Source organism: Bacillus sp. S2(2019) (assembly GCF_005144805.1).
GTDB classification, from domain to species: Bacteria; Bacillota; Bacilli; order Bacillales; family Bacillaceae; genus Bacillus; species Bacillus altitudinis.
In genome coordinates this window covers 438,256-458,939 of the sequence record NZ_SWFL01000003.1, presented here as the reverse complement: position 1 = coordinate 458,939, position 20,684 = coordinate 438,256, and the positions used below count along the sequence as shown (strand labels likewise).

At 41.7% G+C, this 20,684-nt stretch carries 22 protein-coding genes; 1 reads left to right on the top strand and 21 read right to left on the bottom strand.

Features of this window, described 5'->3' with window-relative positions; genetic code table 11:
• Positions 1 to 133: 133 nt before the first annotated feature.
• The 17 genes from glyS to rpsU form a co-directional block, all read right to left on the bottom strand.
• The gene (glyS, locus tag FBF75_RS12515) at positions 134 to 2,179 is read right to left on the bottom strand and encodes a glycine--tRNA ligase subunit beta (protein ID WP_136944805.1); all 2,046 of its coding nucleotides are present in this window, start codon (positions 2,177 to 2,179) and stop codon (positions 134 to 136) included.
• Entirely contained in the window at positions 2,172 to 3,059 is an 888-nt protein-coding gene (glyQ, locus tag FBF75_RS12510; RefSeq protein WP_003217487.1) for a glycine--tRNA ligase subunit alpha, read from the bottom strand. The genes glyS and glyQ overlap by 8 nt, the downstream gene beginning before the upstream one ends.
• A gap of 329 nt (positions 3,060 to 3,388) precedes the next feature.
• Positions 3,389 to 4,159, bottom strand: coding sequence for a DNA repair protein RecO (gene recO / locus FBF75_RS12505; RefSeq protein WP_008342406.1), 771 nt, complete (start codon positions 4,157 to 4,159; stop codon positions 3,389 to 3,391).
• A 35-nt stretch (positions 4,160 to 4,194) separates the two neighbouring features.
• Complete coding sequence (locus tag FBF75_RS12500) at positions 4,195 to 4,338, bottom strand: YqzL family protein (protein WP_008342408.1); 144 nt, start codon at positions 4,336 to 4,338, stop codon at positions 4,195 to 4,197.
• A gap of 147 nt (positions 4,339 to 4,485) precedes the next feature.
• On the bottom strand, positions 4,486 to 5,391 hold the full coding sequence (gene era, locus FBF75_RS12495; RefSeq protein ID WP_007501305.1) for a GTPase Era: 906 nt from the start codon (positions 5,389 to 5,391) through the stop codon (positions 4,486 to 4,488).
• Positions 5,384 to 5,782: a cytidine deaminase gene (locus FBF75_RS12490; protein ID WP_008342410.1), complete on the bottom strand. Its 399-nt coding sequence runs from the start codon at positions 5,780 to 5,782 to the stop codon at positions 5,384 to 5,386. The genes era and FBF75_RS12490 overlap by 8 nt, the downstream gene beginning before the upstream one ends.
• 112 nt (positions 5,783 to 5,894) lie before the next feature.
• Positions 5,895 to 6,281 (bottom strand): diacylglycerol kinase family protein, encoded by a 387-nt coding sequence (locus tag FBF75_RS12485; RefSeq protein WP_008342413.1) that lies wholly within the window; start codon positions 6,279 to 6,281, stop codon positions 5,895 to 5,897.
• On the bottom strand, positions 6,259 to 6,738 hold the full coding sequence (ybeY, locus tag FBF75_RS12480) for an rRNA maturation RNase YbeY (protein WP_136944804.1): 480 nt from the start codon (positions 6,736 to 6,738) through the stop codon (positions 6,259 to 6,261). Before ybeY ends, FBF75_RS12485 begins: the two co-directional genes overlap by 23 nt.
• Positions 6,739 to 8,853, bottom strand: coding sequence for an HD family phosphohydrolase (locus tag FBF75_RS12475; protein WP_370539207.1), 2,115 nt, complete (start codon positions 8,851 to 8,853; stop codon positions 6,739 to 6,741).
• Between the two features lie 114 nt (positions 8,854 to 8,967).
• Positions 8,968 to 9,927 (bottom strand): PhoH family protein, encoded by a 960-nt coding sequence (locus FBF75_RS12470; protein ID WP_008342419.1) that lies wholly within the window; start codon positions 9,925 to 9,927, stop codon positions 8,968 to 8,970.
• A 3-nt stretch (positions 9,928 to 9,930) separates the two neighbouring features.
• A complete protein-coding gene (yqfD, locus tag FBF75_RS12465) occupies positions 9,931 to 11,121 on the bottom strand; it encodes a sporulation protein YqfD (RefSeq protein ID WP_041090989.1) in 1,191 nt (396 codons plus the stop codon).
• An 18-nt stretch (positions 11,122 to 11,139) separates the two neighbouring features.
• Entirely contained in the window at positions 11,140 to 11,421 is a 282-nt protein-coding gene (yqfC, locus tag FBF75_RS12460; RefSeq protein ID WP_012010618.1) for a sporulation protein YqfC, read from the bottom strand.
• A gap of 206 nt (positions 11,422 to 11,627) precedes the next feature.
• Positions 11,628 to 12,107, bottom strand: a complete 480-nt coding sequence (locus tag FBF75_RS12455) for a hypothetical protein (protein ID WP_017358016.1) — start codon at positions 12,105 to 12,107, stop codon at positions 11,628 to 11,630.
• A 31-nt stretch (positions 12,108 to 12,138) separates the two neighbouring features.
• A complete protein-coding gene (floA, locus tag FBF75_RS12450) occupies positions 12,139 to 13,131 on the bottom strand; it encodes a flotillin-like protein FloA (protein WP_007501317.1) in 993 nt (330 codons plus the stop codon).
• Positions 13,132 to 13,158: 27 nt separating this feature from the next.
• Entirely contained in the window at positions 13,159 to 14,472 is a 1,314-nt protein-coding gene (locus tag FBF75_RS12445) for an NfeD family protein (protein WP_017367624.1), read from the bottom strand.
• A gap of 141 nt (positions 14,473 to 14,613) precedes the next feature.
• A complete protein-coding gene (locus tag FBF75_RS12440; RefSeq protein WP_007501319.1) occupies positions 14,614 to 15,063 on the bottom strand; it encodes a GatB/YqeY domain-containing protein in 450 nt (149 codons plus the stop codon).
• Positions 15,064 to 15,077: 14 nt separating this feature from the next.
• Positions 15,078 to 15,251 carry a 30S ribosomal protein S21 gene (gene rpsU, locus FBF75_RS12435; RefSeq protein ID WP_003152957.1) on the bottom strand — a complete coding sequence of 58 codons (174 nt, stop codon included), beginning with the start codon at positions 15,249 to 15,251 and terminating at the stop codon, positions 15,078 to 15,080.
• A 182-nt stretch (positions 15,252 to 15,433) separates the two neighbouring features.
• Between rpsU and FBF75_RS12430 the strand changes: the two genes are divergently transcribed.
• Complete coding sequence (locus tag FBF75_RS12430) at positions 15,434 to 16,363, top strand: Na/Pi symporter (RefSeq protein WP_017367625.1); 930 nt, start codon at positions 15,434 to 15,436, stop codon at positions 16,361 to 16,363.
• Between the two features lie 40 nt (positions 16,364 to 16,403).
• On the opposite strand, the gene mtaB is transcribed toward FBF75_RS12430, so the two are convergent.
• From mtaB to dnaJ, 4 genes are read right to left on the bottom strand one after another with little or no spacing between them, the layout of a single operon-like run.
• Positions 16,404 to 17,762 carry a tRNA (N(6)-L-threonylcarbamoyladenosine(37)-C(2))-methylthiotransferase MtaB gene (gene mtaB / locus FBF75_RS12425; protein WP_017367626.1) on the bottom strand — a complete coding sequence of 453 codons (1,359 nt, stop codon included), beginning with the start codon at positions 17,760 to 17,762 and terminating at the stop codon, positions 16,404 to 16,406.
• Entirely contained in the window at positions 17,762 to 18,532 is a 771-nt protein-coding gene (locus FBF75_RS12420; protein WP_046344016.1) for a 16S rRNA (uracil(1498)-N(3))-methyltransferase, read from the bottom strand. The genes mtaB and FBF75_RS12420 overlap by 1 nt, the downstream gene beginning before the upstream one ends.
• Before the next feature lie 23 nt (positions 18,533 to 18,555).
• A complete protein-coding gene (gene prmA / locus FBF75_RS12415) occupies positions 18,556 to 19,491 on the bottom strand; it encodes a 50S ribosomal protein L11 methyltransferase (protein ID WP_017358022.1) in 936 nt (311 codons plus the stop codon).
• A gap of 22 nt (positions 19,492 to 19,513) precedes the next feature.
• A complete protein-coding gene (dnaJ, locus tag FBF75_RS12410; protein ID WP_008342467.1) occupies positions 19,514 to 20,647 on the bottom strand; it encodes a molecular chaperone DnaJ in 1,134 nt (377 codons plus the stop codon).
• Between the last annotated feature and the right edge of the window lie 37 nt (positions 20,648 to 20,684).

The window sequence follows — 20,684 nt, the reverse complement described above, 5'->3', positions numbered from 1 at the left end:
ATGTATATCAATTTCATAACTCATCATATTATAGCGCATCTTCGTCCGAATGAAACAAAAATCCACTCAAAAACCGTGAATTAAATGAGTAAAAAACGATTGCCCTTCGAAAAAGGCAACCGTTCTTAGGTATTTATTTTACAATTAAATTGTTCATATTCGCAAATGATTGAATGACTTTTGCAAGTTTGACCATTTGTGCCAAACGATTTTGTTTCAGTTTTTCATCATCCGCATGAACCATGGTATGGTCGAAATAATGAACAATTGGTGCTTTTAATGTATCTAGCGCTTCAAGTGCTGATTGGTACTGACCTTTTGCCATATACTCGTTGACGGCTTTTTCCGCTTGCTGATACGCTTCAAATAGCTTTTGTTCGTGTTCATTTTCAAACAGTTCAGGCTGAATCTGTGCGTCTTCCCCTTTTTTACTGATTGAAATGACGCGGCCTAGTGCCTCAGCCGTTTCTTTGAAACTCTCCTGTTTCACGCTCTCTTCAAGAACAGCCGCTTTTTTCACAACCGCATATGGTTCAATATTTTCAACATCAAGGACTGCTTCCACCACGTCATGACGGATATGTTCTGCTTGAAGGACATACTTCAAACGGTGTGTTAAAAATTCAATGAGAGCCGCTTCATGTTTTGTCTCTACTTGAGCTAGTGCTAAAAGCTCTTTAAATGAAAGATTCCATTGGCGGTCGAGCAGGATTTGAACGATACCGCTCGCTTGTCTTCTTAATCCATAAGGATCTTGAGAGCCCGTTGGAATCACATCAATTGAGAAGAATGAACAAATAGAATCTAGCTTATCCGCCACTGCAACAATCGCCCCAATAAGTGTTGACGGCGCATCGTCACCGGCAAAACGCGGCATATAGTGCTCGTTGATACTCTTTGCCACTTCTTCATGCTCGCCAAGTGCTCTAGCATATTTTTCACCCATGATTCCTTGCAGTTCTGGGAATTCATAGACCATCTGAGTCACAAGGTCAAATTTAGAAATACTGGCTGCTCTTGCAGCGCGTTTAGACGTTTCTTCATCAGCACCCACATGACTAGCAAGGCGGACGGCAATGTCTGTTACTCTTTTCAGCTTGTCGCCAATCGTGCCAAGTTTCTCATGGAATACGACTTTATCAAGCTTTTGAATGTTGTCTTCAATGACGAGTTTTTCGTCTTCTTTATAGAAAAATGCCGCATCTGATAAACGTGCACGAAGGACCTTTTCGTTCCCTCTTGCCACATTTTCAAGTGCCTCACAGTTCCCGTTTCTGACCGTAATAAAGTGCGGCAGTAATTCCCCTTTTTCATTTTTCACTGGGAAATAACGCTGATGCTCTTTCATTGTCGTGACAAGCACTTCTTCTGGCAGCGCAAGAAATTCTTCTTCAAAAGAACCAAATAGAACGGTTGGATATTCAACAAGATCGTTCACTTCTTCTAGAAGCTCAGGATCAACTGGAATGACCCAGCCTTTTTCGGAAGAAAGGGCATGTAATTGCTCAGTAATTAATTGTTTTCTTTTATCTGAATCTACAATGACAAATTGATCTCTTAATGTTTGCTCATAAGAAGCTGGTGTGTCAATGCTGGCTGTCGTCCCTAGGAAACGATGTCCTCTAGTCTCCCGTCCACTTTTCACTCCTGCAATTTCGACAGGAATGATCTCTTGACCAAATAAACAAACAATCCATTTAATTGGACGGATATAGCGTAAATCCTCGCTTCCCCATCTCATGTTCTTTGGAAAACTCAATGAAGCGGCAATGTCCCCCAATGCTGGAAGAAGGTCTTTGACTTGCTTACCTTCTTGAAACTTTTGGACATGGACATAATCTACACCTTTGATGTCTTTGAAATACAGATCATCAGTTGATGCGCCTTGTCCGCGGGCAAAACCTTCGGCAGCTTTTGTCCAATTGCCTTCAGCATCTTGAGCAATCTTTTTAGCCGGTCCTTTTGCTTCTTCTTTGATGTCTTCTTGTTTTTCTGCAACACCTTTGACGAGTACAGCTAGACGTCTTGGTGAATTAAATAAAGCAACGTCTTCGAATGAAATATTTTGCGCTACGAACCAAGCTTTTACTTTGTCACCTAGCTGCTTTGTGCTTTCTGGCATGAAACGAGCCGGCATCTCTTCTAAGCCGATTTCAAGTAATACATCTTGTTTATTCATGAGAAGCCGCCTCCTCTTTTAGCATAGGGAATCCTAGTTTTTCTCGTTCTTCGTAATATGTTTTGGCTACTTTTCTCGCTAACTGACGTACTCTTCCGATATAGCCTGTTCGCTCAGTCACAGAAATCGCGCCTTTGGCATCAAGCAGGTTAAATGTGTGAGAACATTTGAGTACATAATCATATGCCGGGTGAACAAGCCCTTTGTCCATTTGGCTATGTGCTTCTTTTTCATATGTTGTAAATAAATCGAACAGCATATCCGTATTAGATGTTTCAAACGTATACACAGAATGCTCGTATTCAGCCATTAAGAATAAATCTCTTACAGTAAAGCCATCTGTCCATTCAAGATCAAATACATTTTCTTTGTCCTGAATGTAAGAAGCAAGACGCTCAATTCCGTATGTGATTTCAACAGAAACTGGCTTACATTCTAAACCGCCGACTTGCTGGAAATACGTAAATTGCGTAATTTCCATTCCATCAAGCCAAACTTCCCAGCCAAGTCCTGCGCAGCCAAGAGATGGGTTTTCCCAGTTGTCTTCAACAAAACGAATATCATGTTTCAGCGGGTCAATGCCAAGCGCCTTCAATGATTCTAGATACAGTTCTTGAATATTGTCAGGTGATGGCTTAATGATCACTTGAAATTGATGATGTTGATACAATCTGTTTGGGTTTTCTCCATATCTGCCGTCAGCCGGGCGTCTTGACGGTTCTACATAGGCTACCTTCCATGGCTCTGGTCCAATGCTTCTGAGGAACGTGTATGGACTCATCGTTCCAGCACCTTTTTCTGTGTCATATGCCTGCATTAATACGCAGCCTTCATTTGACCAATGCTTTTGCAGTGTCAAAATCATGTCTTGAATATTCAATGATCGCACCTCCATCTTTTTTACACCATCCGCTATGTATGGCGGTGGGGCCTAGAACCTTTTTGCAAAACACAAAAACTCCCGTCTCTATGCTCACAAGGTTCCTTGCAAACATAGGGACGAGAGTTTTTCCCGCGGTTCCACCCTATTTGCTGGTGTCGTAGCACCCAGCCGCTTTGTTTTACGTTGCTCAAGAATGCCTTTCGTTACGTGTCCATCCTTAGCTCACACCGCCCTAAGGTCGCTTTTATGGCTGATACGTAAGTACTTCTTTCTGTCAATGCAACATATTTGATCTTAGATGATCTTACAAAAAGTCACGAGAGATGTCAACTTTTGTTTTCACCGTCCATTAGCTTTTTCATGGATTCCATTTGATTCATGAATTTTTTTGATTTTAAATAAAGACCTGAATACTCTTCATAATAATGATCGAGCACTTGACGAATTTCTTGTTTCGTTTGTGGTTTCACGTCAACCTGACCAAGCCTTGATAAATCAAAATAATGAAACAAACGGAGCAGTCTTGCTGCTGCTGGGGATAAGGGCAGTTTATATGGATCTTTAGAAAAGCATTGCTTACAGATGAATCCGTTATCTCTAATTGAGAAATGGAACTGCCCTTCTTTTTGACCGCAGTGTACACATTGGTCCAGTTCAGGCTTCAACCCCATCACTGACAGCATTTTAACCTCTACGATAAATAAAATAATATCAGCATCTGTGCCTTCATTGAGATGGCGTAAAGATTGAAGAAGAAGTTCAAACAAGTAAGGGTTTGGCTTCTTTTCTTCTGTTCCTTTATCAAGTAATTCTGTCATATATGCGGCATATGCGGTCAGAAATAAATCTTCCCGAATGGTTCGCATGCTTTCCATCATTTCACCTTGCTGGAGCGTTCCAAGTCCTGTTGATGATTGGATCAGGAAGGTTCCGTATAAAAACGGCTGGCTTATGGCTGACAGGCGGCTGTTCGATTTCTTAGCGCCTCTTGCCATCACACCAATTTTCCCATGTTCTCTAGTGAGCAGCGTGACAATTTTGTTTGTTTCGCCATAATCTGTTGTTCTAAGGACGATTCCTTCACTTTTAATGAGCATTTGTCTACACTCCGAGCATTGGAGGGGGTCAAGAATTATAAGATTGGAAAATCAAGTCGTGCTATTTCTTCTTCAAGTACATCGGGTCTTTCCAGGTTCTCCTTTTCTAACTCTTTGAAAAGCAGATACGTGTCAACGCTTCCTGTTTGTGAAAATACGTTCCATGTAAAATTCAACATAAAAACCCCACCTTTCTTTATTAGAAGCAGCAACGCTACATCCAACATATTAATTTTATCTTGACCAGGCTACCTCCATTTCATGATAAACAATTTTTACTAATCGAACCGCACCATTGTCAGATCTACTAACAACTGTATCGGTTTTTAATATTCGTCTTCTCTAAATCCGAAATCACGAAGATGTGTGGATTTATTACGCCAGTCCTTCTGCACTTTTACCCAAAGCTCTAAATACACCTTTGAGCCTAAAAGTGCTTCAATGTCTCTGCGCGCTTTTTGTCCCACTTCTTTTAATAAGCTGCCGCGCTTACCAATCACAATCCCTTTTTGTGAATCACGTTCTACGACGATGGTCGCTGCAACATGAATCTTGCCGTTTTCATCTGGCTTGATCGATTCAATTGCAACCGCAATACTGTGAGGGATCTCTTCTCTCGTTAAATGCAGCACTTTTTCACGAATTAATTCAGAAATAATAAATCGCTCTGGGTGATCTGTTACTTGATCTGCCGGATAAAATTGAGGGCCTTCTGGAAGATAACCTTCAATTTGCTGAAGAAGCGTATCAATGTTGTTGCCTTCAAGTGCTGAAATTGGCACAATTTCCTTAAATGGGTAACGTGTACGGTATTCATCAATTAAAAGGAACAGTTCATCCGGATGAATTTGGTCAATTTTATTGACGACAAGGAACACCGGTGTCGATGTTTGCTTTAGTCGTTCAATGATGAATTCATCACCTTTTCCATAGCCTTCCTGTGCGTTGATCATAAACAAGATCAGGTCGACTTCCTTGAGTGTATTTTGAGCCACCCTCATCATAAAATCGCCAAGTTTGTGCTTCGGTTTATGAATTCCTGGTGTATCGATAAAAATCGTTTGTGACGTGTTCGTTGTCAGAACACCTTGCACTTTGTTTCGAGTCGTTTGAGGCTTATCACTCATAATCGCAATCTTTTGTCCAATTACACGATTAAGAAAGGTCGATTTCCCTACATTTGGTCTTCCAATAATTGATACAAATCCTGATTTGAAGCTTTCGTTAGTCATTTAAATCCTCCGGTGAAAATGCGCCTGGCAATAGTTCGTTTACTGTCGTTTCGTATATATGACCTTTTAAGTTCGTTAGAATCACTGGCATATCAGGTGCACATAGCTCTGAAATGACCTGTCTGCATGCGCCGCATGGTGAAACAGGCCGATCTGTATCAGCCACTACTGCAAGCATTTGAAAAGATGTGATGCCCTCTGAGTACGCTTTAAAGAGTGCTGTTCTTTCCGCACAATTACACATACCATATGCTGCATTTTCAATATTGCAGCCGCCATACACTTTTCCGTCATGCGATAATAATGCTGCACCGACTTTGAATTTAGAATAGGGTACATATGCAAAATCTCTTGCTTTGACTGCTTCTGAAATCAACTCTTGTTTGTTCATTCTAGTTCCCACTTTCAGAAGAAATGGTACCACTGTCACATTTATATTTTACATAATTCACGTGACATTTTCACGCCCATTTCTAAAAATGTTAATAAATAGTAATATTGTTCTATTGCATGATCTTCGGTAAGAAGATGATCAACCCAATCATAACCGAAATGGCGGCGTAAACGCAAACAGCGCCTGCTGCCGCGTCCTTCGCTCTCTCAGCAAGAGGATGCTTCTCTTCTGTGAAAAGATCTACTGTATGTTCAATCGCTGTATTCACAAGTTCTAACGCAAACATCCCGCCACATAAAAGCAGAATGATCATCCATTCAACCGGATGAATGTGAAACCAAAAGCCGCAAATCACCACGATGATGGCTGCGACTGTGTGAAACCGAAAATTCCGTTCATTCAAGAAAGTTCGCCATATTCCTCTAAATGCATAATAAAAACTCCGAAAAAAACGGACAAGCGGCGTTCGCTTCTTACGATGATCTCGAAAGGCCATAATCATCCAAGATTTTTGTCTGTTTGGCGAACATTTCTTTTTCATCTTCTTCTGTCATATGATCATAGCCAAGCAAATGAAGAAAACCATGAATCGTTAAAAATCCTAGCTCTCTCATGAAGGAATGTCCATATTCCTCTGCTTGCTCTTTCGTACGATCAACACTAATGATAATGTCACCAAGTACAGGCGGAATGTCATCAGCTCCAATGATTTCAATTTCCCCTTCGCCTTCTTCCTCAAGGGCAAATGAAATTACATCTGTTGGTGCATCTTTTCCTCGGTATTCTTTATTAATTTGATGAATTTCTTCATTTGAAACGATCGATACTGATACTTCCGCTTGATCTTTTACCTCAAGGGCATCCGCAGCAAATTGAAGAAGCTTTTCAACTTCTTCAAGCTGCTTTTTCGATACTTGTCCTGTTTCATCTATTAAATCGATTAACAATGTCATTTACTTCACCTTCTGCTTCGGGGCATCTGGATATTCAATCCGAGAATGGAAAATCCCCTTTAATGTTGTACAAATTGTTTGGCTAATAATATTTAATTCTTTAAATGTCAGATCACATTCACTAAATTGCCCATCCTGCATCTTATCTGAAATAATACCTTTGACAAGCTTTTCAATCCGCTCAGGGTTTGGATTATGCATCGAACGAACCGCCGCTTCCACGCTGTCAGCTACAGAAATAATGGCCGCTTCTTTCGATTGCGGTTTTGGACCAGGATAACGAAATTCTTCTTCTGTCACCTGATCATCCCGTTCTTTTGCCTTATAGTAAAAGAACTTCAGCAGGGACTTTCCGTGATGCTGTTCTGCAATGTCCACAAGTTCCTCTGGAAACTTCTTTTCTCTCAGCATTTCAGCACCATCTGTCGTATGGGCAATAATAATATTCTTGCTCAGCTGAGGAGAAAGCTTGTCGTGCGGATTATCAATGTTCATTTGGTTTTCAATAAAGTATTGTGGTCTTTTCGTTTTTCCAATGTCATGATAATAAGCTCCAACCCTTGCTAACAATCCATTTGCACCGACTGCTTCACATGCAGCATCCGCTAAATTCGCCACCATGACACTATGATGATATGTACCTGGCGTCTCTGTTAAGATCTTTTTCAGCAGCGGATGATTCGGGTTCGATAATTCAATAAGCTTCATGGTCGAAAGAATACCAAACATGCTCTCAAAGACTGGCATTAACCCAATAACCAAAATAGCCGATGCAAACCCTGACACAATCGCCATGATGAGGTTCACACCTATTTCAAGCCCTGATGGAGAAGAATTTTGAATCAGCGTAATTGACAGCACAACAAGTACATTCACCAAAGCTACCCAAAGCCCCGCCTGCAAAATTTTTGATCTCGCATTATGTTTTCTCAAAAATAAAATCCCTGCCATCCCGCTTATTAGATAATAAGCACAGATGACATAGTTAAAGACGCCTGTTACTCCTTGATTAAACATCATACTGCCGCAAAGGGCAAATACAAGGCCGGAGAAGATCGCCAGCCGCTCATTGATCAGCAGCTTAATCAGCATCGTGCCAAGTGCCACAGGCACGACGTAGCCGATAGTTGTATATTTGGTTTCCTGGAAGAGACTGAATACTTCCATGATGATTAAAATAATGGTGAAAATAAGCGAGTACAGCAGTAACGATTTATTCTTATGGACGAGCGACTTTTTCCTCGATTCCAGTGAGTGGACAATCGCCGCTAAGAAGAGACCAATTAAGATGATAAGACCGCTTACAGGCTTAAACAAATTGGAGCTGTTTAAAAGGCCGGTCAGTTCTAATTTGCGATACACTTCGCGGTCAATGAGCTCTCCTTCTTCCACTAAAATTTGCCCTTGCTTAATTTGAACCGGCTGGATATTATCAGCTGCTTCTTGTCTTTTCTTCTCTGTTGCGACCGGGTCAAATACATAGTTTGGAATAATCGCAAATTCACCAATTTCTTTCGCTGCATTTAAATATTTTGACGGAATCGAATTGTTTTCAAGCTCTGCTTTCACTTGTTTCTTTTCATCTTGCAGCTTAGAAGCTGTGATTTCTTTACTCATGAGAGAATTGACCACTGTGATGATGGAATCTTTTGTAAAAGAAAGATTTTCGTCACTTGCTTGGAGCAGCGCTTTAATCGATTGATCCGAAACAGCTTCCTGCATATCGGTTGTGAGTTTCTCTTTTACACGCTTCACCATCTCTTGATCTGTTGGCGGGTTCTCTTTGTCATCAGCTGCTGCTTTCTTCTCTTCTTTAATGGCTTCAAAGAGGGATGAAATGAGGTCAACACGATTATCAGAATACGCTTTTTTGAGTGTATATTGGTCTTCCACTTGATCCGTTGCTTCTTGTTTCTTTTCTTCTGTTGCTTCTTGGTCATCAACGGTAGACGGAGAATAGATGGTCTGTTCGCTCACTGAAAACAAATCTAGGTCGAGCGATTCAGGCTTTACATGGAAGAAGAGCACCACAAACAGGATGGCCGCTAAACCAGCGTATAGCAGTACGTTTAAATAGCGTGAGCGCTCCATTTTCTGAGGTTCTTTTTTAGACAGCAGCCTTTTGCGCTTACTGCCTTTCTGATTCTTTCTCAAGGAAAGTACCTCCTTTTTTACTTTAAACCACGATCGAAACAAAATGACCCGATTAAGGCGATCGGGTCACTCAGTTCATTTTTGCTTTTCGTATGCTCCAATGATCTTCGCCACAAGCGGGTGTCTGACCACATCTGTCTGATCTAATTCAATGAATGAGATACCCTTGATCTCAGCAAGCATGTCCTTTGCAGCTGCAAGGCCTGACTGCATACCTTTAGGCAAATCAATTTGTGTAATATCTCCTGTAATGACCATTTTAGAACCAAAGCCTAGTCTCGTCAAAAACATTTTCATTTGAGCTGGCGTTGTATTCTGCGCTTCATCTAAAATCACAAATGCATCATCAAGCGTCCGCCCTCTCATATAGGCAAGAGGGGCAATTTCAATCACTCCGCGCTCAATTAAACGTTCCGTATGATCACTACCAAGCACATCGTGCAGAGCATCATATAGCGGTCTTAAATAAGGATCGACTTTTTCTTTTAAATCTCCTGGCAAAAAGCCAAGACTTTCTCCTGCTTCAACAGCTGGCCTTGTCAGGATAATCCGTTTGACATGTCCATTTTTCAGGGCATGTACGGCGTTGACCACTGCTAAATACGTTTTACCTGTACCAGCAGGTCCAATCCCAAAGACCAGATCATCTTTTTTCATTGCCGCAGCATATTCACGCTGGCCGATCGTTTTGACTCTGATCGACTTGCCTTTGGCATTTTTCGTAATTTCATCTTCATACATATTTTCAAAATAATTGAGCTTGTCTTTTTGCGCCATTTTAATGGCATAGACGACATCCCGCTCAGAAATCTCAATTCCTTTACGAATGAGATGTAAGAGAGATGTAATCAAACGGCTCACAGTATCTCTTGATGCTTCCTGACCAGAAACATACACTTTCTCTCCACGTGTGATAATGGAGACATTCAGCTCGTTTTCCATCAGTTTCAGATAAGCATCTTGATTGCCAAATAAAGCAATGGCTTCATTTGGGCTATCCAATTTTTGTTGAATCTCAAGTAAATGTTCTGTCATTCTCTAGTCTCCCTGAACAATAGGTGTTGGTTGAACAATATCTTCTATTACTTGGTAAAGGATGATTAACTTAACTTTACCATTCCCTGTTGTCTCGTGCAAAACTTTTTCACTTTTCACCTCACCTGTTTGACCTAGCTTTTCTTCTAATTCTTTTTTACCCATTTTAATCCCTGCTTGAACCGCTTCTTTATTTGTGTATTCTCGATTTATTTTTTCACTTTCTCGTGTGATTTCCTTTTCATAGGAGAACGGCAATTGCATATTCAAAAAATGAAGCGGGTGAACTTCTGTTTCTGTTTTCGGCTGCTGAAAATCATCTTTTTTAAAGGAAAATCCCCAAAATGGGATGGAGCCTCCAAATAAGGAGAGCTTGTGCTTTGTCTTCATTTTACCCGTAAAGACATCAAAAGATGTTCGGAGAGGGACAGAAACTTCAGATCGGTACCATGTTTCACCATAGATTTTCGCTTTAGCTCCGACCGTTTTTTTCTGATCTTCACTCCCAATTAAACCTGAGACGAGCATCTGCCCTTTTTTCACATGCTCATCGACCTGGGCAAGCGGTTCTCCCTTTTCTACATACATTCTCGTGATAACCGCCTTTTTCTTGGCAACGATGTGCTGAGGACTTGTATATTTCTCCTTTTCAGGTTCATTTTTTTCGACCACTTTCATTTGAAACGTCGTTCCGTTCAGTTCAACTCCGACCCATGTAATGCTCTGAATATTGGTCGTCAATGACTTTTGTATTTTTTCAGGTGTCCCCATGAGAAACTGAAAACGCCCTTTTTGTACCCCTATTTCGTCCAGATGCTTTCTCATTTGGTGTTCTGTTTCTGGATTCGCACCTTTAATCTCAATTTTCCACACCATATTTGAAAGAGCCAATATCGTCACTAGGAAAAAAGCCATCCCGAGGGTGAAGCCAATATTTCTTCTCGACCATAGAAGAAGAAACGGGAACCCTTTCTTTTGATGAAACGAACATTTCACCTCATGATGTCTGCGCACTTTTCTAAAGGCATGTACATCTGAGAGGCGAATAAATAAGCGCACGCTGTCTTGACGGCGGCTCACTTGAAAAATTGTGATCCCCTGTCTCGTGCACTCATTGATTAGCCGCTCAATACCGCTTCCTCTTATCTCCACTTCCACTCTGCCAATAAAATAGGCAAACCATTTGTTTTTCACGTTTCTCCCCTCCGTCAGTTAAGAATCAATATAACGGACCTCATCGATTTTCCCCTCTAATAAGATCTCTTCTGGCAAAATCGTTTTAATCACAAAGTCTTTCCCTGAAATAATGCACTGTCCTTGCTTAAGCATCAGCCTTACCTCTTGATCACTGAAAAGTAAAAGCCCTTTATGGTTCTCTATGTAAATGTGGAGTCTGCCAACCATCGTAATACGGGGAAGATCCATCATCACGTCCGGAGGGATTTCAAGTGTTCTTGTCAGCCATGCTTTAAGTCGATTTTTCCTTTTTCCCATTCAATAAGAACCCCTTCCCACCTCATGTGTATGAGATCAAACTGAAAGATGGTGAGACTGATGAGAAAGCCTCTATATCATCCTATTCCTCAGCGGTTCATATCATGCTAATGAATCCCGTAAAACAGCCGTTTCATCATTTTGACTAAGAAAAATCTCCATTACGCAACAAAAAAGCCCCCTTAAGAATAAGGGGACTTTCTTCTTTATCTTTTATATGGTCGTTTCATCGTTCGATGCGGCTTTTTCGCACGAGGCTCTCCAAATACTTCACCAAGGATCATCCCTTGAACGACCGTATCTTGGTTGAGCTTCTCAATGATTTTCGGCTTCATTTCAGCAGATGCTGCCTTTGGCCTAGTAAGCTGTCTTTCAAGCGATTGAAACTCTTTATTCAGCTCGCTTTTTCTTTCTTCCATTTCGGCAAGTGTAGCGGTATAACGATCCTGTAAGGACTGTGAACCTTGTTTCTTCATCCCGCCATGATCATGTACATCGCCAAAATCGTCCAACTGGTCTGTTTTGACCGGGGCTGGTCGTGTTTGTTCTGCCTTCTTTTGAGGAGCTGGCTTTTGCTGCCGGTTATTTTGTTCCTTCTCCTCTTGTTTGCCGATTTTCCCAAAGACCGCAGAGATAATACCGATGATAATCGCTATTAGTAACGGATTTTCAAATAGAATGTCCAATGGGCTCCCTCCTTAAAGCGTGAGAGGATGCTTATTTGTTTTCATTATCAGATGGACCTTTTGTCATTTTGCCAAATGAATCTCTCATATCCGTATCAGCATCGATATTCTTAATGTTCATGTAGTCCATAACTCCAATATTACCTTCACGTAGTGCTTCGGCCATTGCAAGTGGTACTTCAGCCTCTGCTTCTACTACTTTCGCGCGCATTTCTTCAACTCTCGCACGCATTTCTTGTTCTTGTGCAACAGCCATAGCGCGGCGTTCTTCTGCTTTCGCCTGTGCAATGTTTTTGTCGGCTTCTGCTTGGTCTGTCTGCAGGATCGCCCCGATATTCTTACCGATATCAACATCTGCGATATCAATCGAGAGAATTTCAAATGCTGTACCTGAATCTAATCCTTTACCAAGAACCGTTTGAGAAATCATATCAGGATTTTCAAGAACCTTTTTATGATTATCTGATGAACCGATTGTAGAAACAATCCCTTCACCTACACGAGCAATGATCGTTTCTTCCCCTGCACCACCGACAAGCCTGTCAATGTTTGCACGAACTGTAATACGTGCTTTTGCTTTTACTTCAATCCCGTCCATCGCAACACCTGAGATAAATGGTGTTTCAATGACTTTAGGGTTTACACTCATTTGGACAGCTTCAAGTACGTCACGGCCTGCTAGGTCGATTGCCGCACAGCGAGCAAAGTTCAATTCGATATTCGCACGCTGAGCTGCGATCAGTGCGTTGACAACTCGGTCTACGTTACCACCTGCAAGATAGTGGCTTTCTAATTGGTTAATCGTCGCATCAAGACCTGCTTTATGCGCTTTGATGAGCGGGTTGACCACTCGGTTTGGAATCACTCGGCGAAGCCTCATTCCTACAAGTGTAAAAATGCTCACTCTTACGCCAGCCGCTAGGGCAGAAATCCACAGCATCACCGGTACAAAGGTGAAGAAGATCGATAGAACGATCAAACCTGCTGCGATAATCACAAATAATAGTAAAGTAGATGGATCCATTTTATTCCTCCTATAAAATCAGTATATCTATACTTTCCTCACGACAATGCGTGAGCCTTCCGCTTTCACAATTTTTACTTGTTCATCCTTATCGATAAAAGCACCTTCTGACACAACATCAATGCGCTCGTCTCCGAATACAATCGTACCAGATGGACGAAGTGCTGTTGCTGTCACTGCGATTTGTCCTACAAGATCATCTCTTGTTTCATTTGAGACATAACCACTTTCTTTATTGGTTGAATCGGTTAAAATGAACTTTTTAAAAAATTTCATACGTTTCCCCAACACCTTTGTCAATAAAATAACTGCTATGATTGAAACAGCAGTGGCAATCAAGATGGAAATCGCCATTTCTGTAAAGCTTCCAGCTGCTAAAAATAAGCTGACAACAACACAGATTAGTCCAATGACACCCACGATTCCCCCTGGCAAAAATAATTCCAGAATGATCAACACAATCCCTGCCAAAAACAGGAACAATGTCTCATATCCTGCAAAACCTGCCACGAGATGACCATAAAAGAATAGAAGAAGCGCTGTGACTCCCATGGTGCCTGGGACCCCAAACCCGGGAGAATATAATTCAACAATTAACCCTAAGCTCGCGATGGATAAAAGGATAGGAATGACGATCGGATGCGTGAGAAAACGCGCAACCTTTTCAGCAAAGCTCACTTCATCGTATTGAACAGAAGCGTCTGCTAAGTTCAGCTTCTGAAGCAAGTCATCCATATTTTTCGCTTCTCCTTCTGCATAACCGAACTGAAGTGCCCGATCTGTATTAAAGGTCAGCAATTCTCCTTTTGGTGCACCAGCTTCTTTTGCGTCTATATCTACATCTGCCATCGCAAGAGCATATTTTGGATTACGCCCCTGCTTTTCAGCAGCGTCACTCATTTCAGCAAGCCATAGAGATTCAGATTTTTGATCGGCAGCGTTGCCTTCACCATCAATGATCGCAGCAGCCCCCATCTTTCCGTTTGGGGTCATATAAATTTGATCGGCATTTAAGGCAATGAATGCCCCGGCTGAAAGCGCTCTATGATTCACAAACGCTGTCACTGGGATATCGGATGCACGAATGGTATCGGCGATTTCAAGCGCCGCATCGACTGCACCACCTGGTGTATTGATGTCGAGAATGATGTGCTTCGCCCGTTCCGACTTTGCCTGCTCAAATGATCGTTCAATGAATTTAGAAAGTCCTTTTTCTACTGTATCTTCAATTGGGATAACATGAACTTTCTGATCTGCTGATTTCGCGGTCAATTGAACCCCTAATAACAAGCATATTATAAAACAACTGAAGAGAGCAATAGAAATTTTCATTTTTTTCATCTATTTGGTGATCCCCCCTCTCTTTCTTTCATTTTACCGTTCCTTTACATACGTTACAAATGTATCATAGGTTTCATTTTTATATGACAGGTTTATGAAGACATAAAAAAAGTACCCTTCTAACATGAGAAGGATACTTTTTTATTGAGACAGTTGCTCGCTGACAAGTCTGTTAATCACAGCACCATCAGCTTTACCTTTTACTTTTGGCATAATAGCGCTCATCACTTTACCCATATCAGCTTTCGATGAAGCACCGGTTTCGGCGATTGTTTCTTTCACAACCGCCTGCAGTTCTTCTTCAGAAAGCTGTTCAGGTAAATAAACGTCTAAAATGTCAATCTCTTTTTGAACTTTATCTACTAAATCTAAGCGATTAGCTTTCGAAAATTCATGGAGGGAGTCTTTACGTTGCTTAATCTCGCGGGAAAGGACGGTTAGTTCCTCATCTCCGGTCAAACTGTCTTTCTTAAGCTTTATTGCTTCATTTTGCAGTGAAGCCTTTACCATACGAATGACAATAAGCTTGTCTTTCTCTCGGTTTTTCATAAAAAGCTTCATATCAGAATTTAATTGCTCAAGAAGACTCATAAAATCCACCCTCTTTAGAATTTACGTTTTCTAGCAGCTTCAGACTTTTTCTTACGCTTTACGCTAGGCTTTTCATAAAATTCACGCTTTCTTGCTTCTTGCAATGTTCCAGTTTTGGATACACTGCGTTTAAAGCGACGAAGAGCATCTTCAAGCGATTCGTTTTTTCTAACGACCGTTTTTGACATTCTCTTTCCCTCCCTCCGAATACACCAATCGACTGCATTAAAAAAAGATATACATGCAAAACATGTACCTAGACATTATAATATAAGCCTAGGTTGAGGTCAACTAAGTGATTTGGAAATATATTTTCGTCATGAGCAGGTAGACAAGTCCATATATTCATTGGTAAGAGGAGGACTTTTCTATGATGGCGATCATTTATTTTTGTGCACTTATTTTCATTTTTTTATGGGCAATGGGTTTGCTTAGGAAAGGATTAATGGCGCTCACGTCGTCTCGTATTGAGAAATCACTTCTTCTCTTTACAGATCATCCAGTCAAAGCATTCTTGGTCAGTATTGTGTTTACAGGGGTTCTTCAAAGCAGTTCGGCGTTTATGGTCATCGTTATCGGCTTTGTGAGTACAGGCATTCTCACGTTTAAAAAATCCATACCCATGATTCTTGGAACGAATATCGGCTCAACATTTACGACAGAATTTATTGCCATTAAGATGGACGTGTTTATGTGGGTTCTGATTGCAGCTGGTCTTTTATGTATCATTTTGGGCAGGAAGTCTTTTCGATATGCAGGAAAAAGTTTATTTGGGCTTGGCATGATCTTTTTTTGTATTCAAAGTTTTTCAAAAATTGCAGGGATGATGACCAGTCAGCCAGAGACACTGCGTTTCCTTGAAATGATGCAGCACTCCGATTGGACAGCTCTTCTCTCTGGTACAGTGCTCACGGCGATTGTTCATTCAAGTTCTGTATGTATCGGTATTTTGATGGGATTTATGAATGAAGGGACTGTCGCTCTAAAAGAAGGCATCAGCTTTGTTTTAGGATCCAATATCGGAACATGTATTACTGCCGTGATGGCTGCTATCTCTGGCGGTTATGCAGCCCGCCAAACCGCGTATGCGCACGTCGTGTTTAATGTTCTAGGTGTTCTTTTATGTCTTCCTTTTCTCGCCTTTATCACAGAGTTTGTTGCGTTTTTAGCAAGCTCTCCTGCCCAGCAGATTGCGCACTTTAGTCTGCTGTTTAATGTTGCAAGTTCTCTCCTCTTTTTCCCGTTCATCCGCCCTTTTCACGCCTTGATTTTGTTCCTTCTTCCGAATCGGTCAACATAAAAGAAACCGGCTTGCCTAATGGCTGCCGGTTTTTCATTCATTATGAGGTCATTCTCACTTGATCCGTCTGCACGTCATCACTTATACGGACGAATTGTCCTTCGTTATAAGGATAACCTGCTTTCGTAATCTTCACTTTCACCAAACGGCCGATCATGTCTTCTGTTCCTTCAAATACGACCTTCATGTAGTTATCAGTATATCCTACATACAGATTGTGCGTTCCGTCTTGTTCTTTGAAGGATTCTTCTGGAATAATCTCTAAGACATCGCCTTCATATGCCGATGCATATTCTTTCGCAAGCTGATCAGAAAGAGCAATGAGGCGGTGAACGCGTTCGTTTTTCACATTCTCATCTACTTGATCTTCCATCCTTGCAGCAGGCGTACCTGTCCGTTTGCTGTAAGGGAACACATGGAGCTCAGAGAATTGATGGTCTTTGACAAAATTGTATGTTTCCATAAATTCTTCTTCTGTTTCTCCTGGGAATCCAACGATCACATCTGAAGTGACAGCAAGACCTGGCAATGCTTTTTTGAGCTTCGTTAAACGCTCTGCAAAGAATTCCATTGTGTATTTACGGCGCATTCTTTTCAGTACAGTATTAGAACCAGATTGAAGCGGAATGTGCAAGTGTCTCACAATTTTATCTGACTGATCGAGCACTTCAATCACTTCGTCTGTAATTTGACTTGCTTCAATGGATGAAATGCGGATTCGTTTTAATCCCGCCACACGTTCATCTAATTCTTTCAGAAGCTTAGCAAAGTTATAATCCTTTAAATCTTCACCGTATCCACCTGTATGAATACCTGTTAATACAATTTCTTTGTAGCCAGCATCGACAAGCTGCTGCGCTTGATTGATGACTTCTTCTGGATCGCGAGAACGCAGTAATCCGCGAGCCCAAGGGATAATGCAGAATGTACAGAAATTGTTACAGCCTTCTTGGATTTTTAACGAAGCACGTGTTCTGTCAGTAAACGCAGGAACATCTAGTTCTTCAAAGACCCGTGCTTTCATGATATTGCCAACTCCATTGATCGGCTGTCTTTCTCTTCTGTATTCTTCAATATAACCAAGCAGTTTATGTCTGTCTTGTGTGCCAACCACAATATCAACACCAGGAATCGCCATGATTTCTGCCGGAGACGTTTGTGCGTAACAGCCTGTTACACAAATGACACCATCCGGATTATGACGAATGGCTCTTCTAATGACTTGGCGGCTTTTTTTATCGCCTGTATTGGTGACGGTACATGTATTAATGACATATACGTCTGCTTTTGATTCATAATCTTTTCTTTCATAGCCAGCTTCTTTAAACAGTTGCCAGATGGCTTCTGTTTCGTAGTGATTGACCTTACAGCCAAGTGTATGGAACGCTACTGTTCCCATCATGATTCACCTCTTAATAACTCTGTTTGATAAGATATAGCAGAAAGCGCGTAAAGAGGAGCTGTTTCTGTTCTTAAAATGCGTGGTCCAAGCCCGCAAATGACTGCACCATGCGCTTCAAGTTCTTCAATCTCCTTTTCTGCTAAACCGCCTTCTGGACCAAAAACCACTAATAAGGTTTGTCCGCCCTTCATCTGTTGGAGCACCGTTTGAAACCGGCTTTGCTCGCCTTCTTTCGATGATTCTTCGTATGCAACGACACATTTATCGAATTCACCGGCCAGTTGAATCAGCTCTTTAAATGTTGATACTGGATGAACGCGCGGAATGATATTCCGGTAAGACTGCTCGGCAGCTTCTTTCGCAATTTTTTCCCAGCGATCTCGTTTTTTTAATGACTTTTTTTGGTCAAGTTTTGTAATCGAACGAGTCGCTTGAAACGGAATAAAAGCACTTGCGCCAAGCTCGGTGCCTTTTTGGATAATCCATTCAAGCTTATCCCCTTTTGGCAGACCGCTTGCAATCGTCACCTTGATCGGAAGTTCTCGATTCTGATTCGTCCAGCCTTCCAAGTGACAAATCACTTCTTCCTTTGTTATTGTATCAATTTTACTGAGCGCTTCAAAGCCGTCTGTTGTTAAGCAAAGGATGTCTTCTCCTGCTTTCATCCGCATGACGTTTGCAAGGTGATGAACATCTTCACCCTTTATGACGATGTGTCCCTTTTCCGTCACTTCTTCTTTTGTGAGGTCGATAAAATATCGTTGCATACGTGTCCTGACACCTACTCGCTTTATTTTTTCGCTATAATGCTGACCCAATCTTCCATTGACAGCACTTCAACAATCTCAAAACCGGCTTCTTCTAAAGCCGTTTTGACTTGTAATTTCTTTTGTCCGATAATGCCTGATGTAATAAAGTAACCGTCTTTCTTCAATAGATCATACGCTTGATCTGTAAAGCGCATGATGACCTCTGCAAGGATGTTGGCCACAATCACATCGCGTTCACCTGAAATCCCATCAAGTAAATTATTTTGTTTTACCGTTACTTGCTCGCTCACACCATTTAATTCGATGTTCTGCTTTGCACTTTCCACTGCAACGGTGTCGAGATCAAATGCATGAATGTCTTTTGCACCGAGCATTGCAGCGGCAACACTTAAAATGCCAGATCCTGTTCCAACGTCAATCACCGTGTCGTTTTCCTTCACATAGCGCTCAAGCGCCTGAATGCAAAGAACCGTTGTTGGATGTGTGCCGGTTCCAAATGCCATTCCAGGGTCCATTTCGATGATCAATTCATCAGAATGAACGGGTGTGTACTCTTCCCATGTTGGGACGATGGTAAATTTCTCAGAGATTTTCACAGGATGATAGTATTTCTTCCATGCAGTCGCCCATTCTTCTTCGTTTACTTCACAAATTGACAGTGTATTTCGTCCAAGGTCAATATCGTATAGAAGAAGATTGTTGATGGCTTCTTTGATCTCATCTACCGTTTCCATCAAAAAGCTATTCATCGGAAGGTAGGCTTTGACGATAACCCCTTCCTCAGGATAATCATTCGGATCGAGCTGGTAGATCTCACCGTATACATTTTCACGTTCCTTGACTAAATCAAGCGGGTCCTCAATCACGACACCACTTGCACCTGCTTCATGCAAAATATTGGTGATCGGTTCCACCGCTTCATTTGTTGTATGGACGCTAATTTCTGACCACTTCAATACTACCAACTCCTTATCCGTCTTACTCGCCTTTAAATGCGCGTTTCACCTTATCGAAAAAGCTCATTTCTTGTTCGTCCGGTTTATTTCCGCTCACTTCAGCAAATTTTCTAATGATATCTTTTTGATTTTCAGTTAAATTCGTCGGTGTTACGACGCGTACAACGATATGCTGATCGCCTTGACCATAACCGCGTACATTTTTTACACCTTTTCCTTTGAGTCTAAACTTCGTACCCGTTTGTGTGCCCGCGGGAACTTTTAATTTGACTTTCCCATGTAATGTCGGCACTTCAATTTCATCACCTAGTGCAGCCTGCGCAAAGGTAAGCGGCATTTCGCAGTAGATGTCATCTCCATCTCGTTCGAAGAATTCATGCGCCCTCACATGGAAAACAACAAATAGATCGCCTGGAGGTCCTCCATTTACACCTGGTTCACCTTGACCAGATACTCTAAGCTGCTGACCATCGTCCACACCTGCTGGGATCGTCACATTGATTTTCTTACGCTTACGCACTTTACCAGATCCACCACATGTTGAACACTTATGTTCAATTTGTTTACCAGTTCCGCTACAGTAGTTACATACTCTGCGGTTGACTACTTTACCAAATGGCGTGGATTGCTCGACATTTAGTTGACCTGATCCGCCGCAATGTGAGCATGTCTTCGCCTGTGTTCCAGGTTTTGCACCTGATCCATGACACGTTTCACATGATTCCTCGCGGGGAATCTCGATCGTTGCTTCTTTCCCAAATGCCGCTTCTTCAAATGAAAGGGTCATTGTATATTGAAGGTCCGCTCCTTGACGCGGTGCATTTGGATCTCTTCTTCTGGCTCCGCCGCCAAAAATACTAGAGAAGATGTCATCAAAGCCGCCGAAGCCGCCAAAGTCTCCTCCACCGCCAAATCCGCCGCCACCAAATCCTTGGTTTGGATCGGTGTGACCGAACTGGTCATAATGTGAACGTTTTTGATCGTCAGAAAGGGTTTCATAGGCTTCTTTTACTTCTTTGAATTTATCATCTGAGCCAGCTTCTTTATTAATATCAGGGTGATACTTTTTTGAAAGCTTGCGGTATGCCTTTTTGATTTCGTCCTTTGAGGCGCTCTTACTCACGCCAAGCACTTCATAGTAATCACGCTTACTCATCTCTTCACACTCCCGATTTTCTCACATAAATACGATT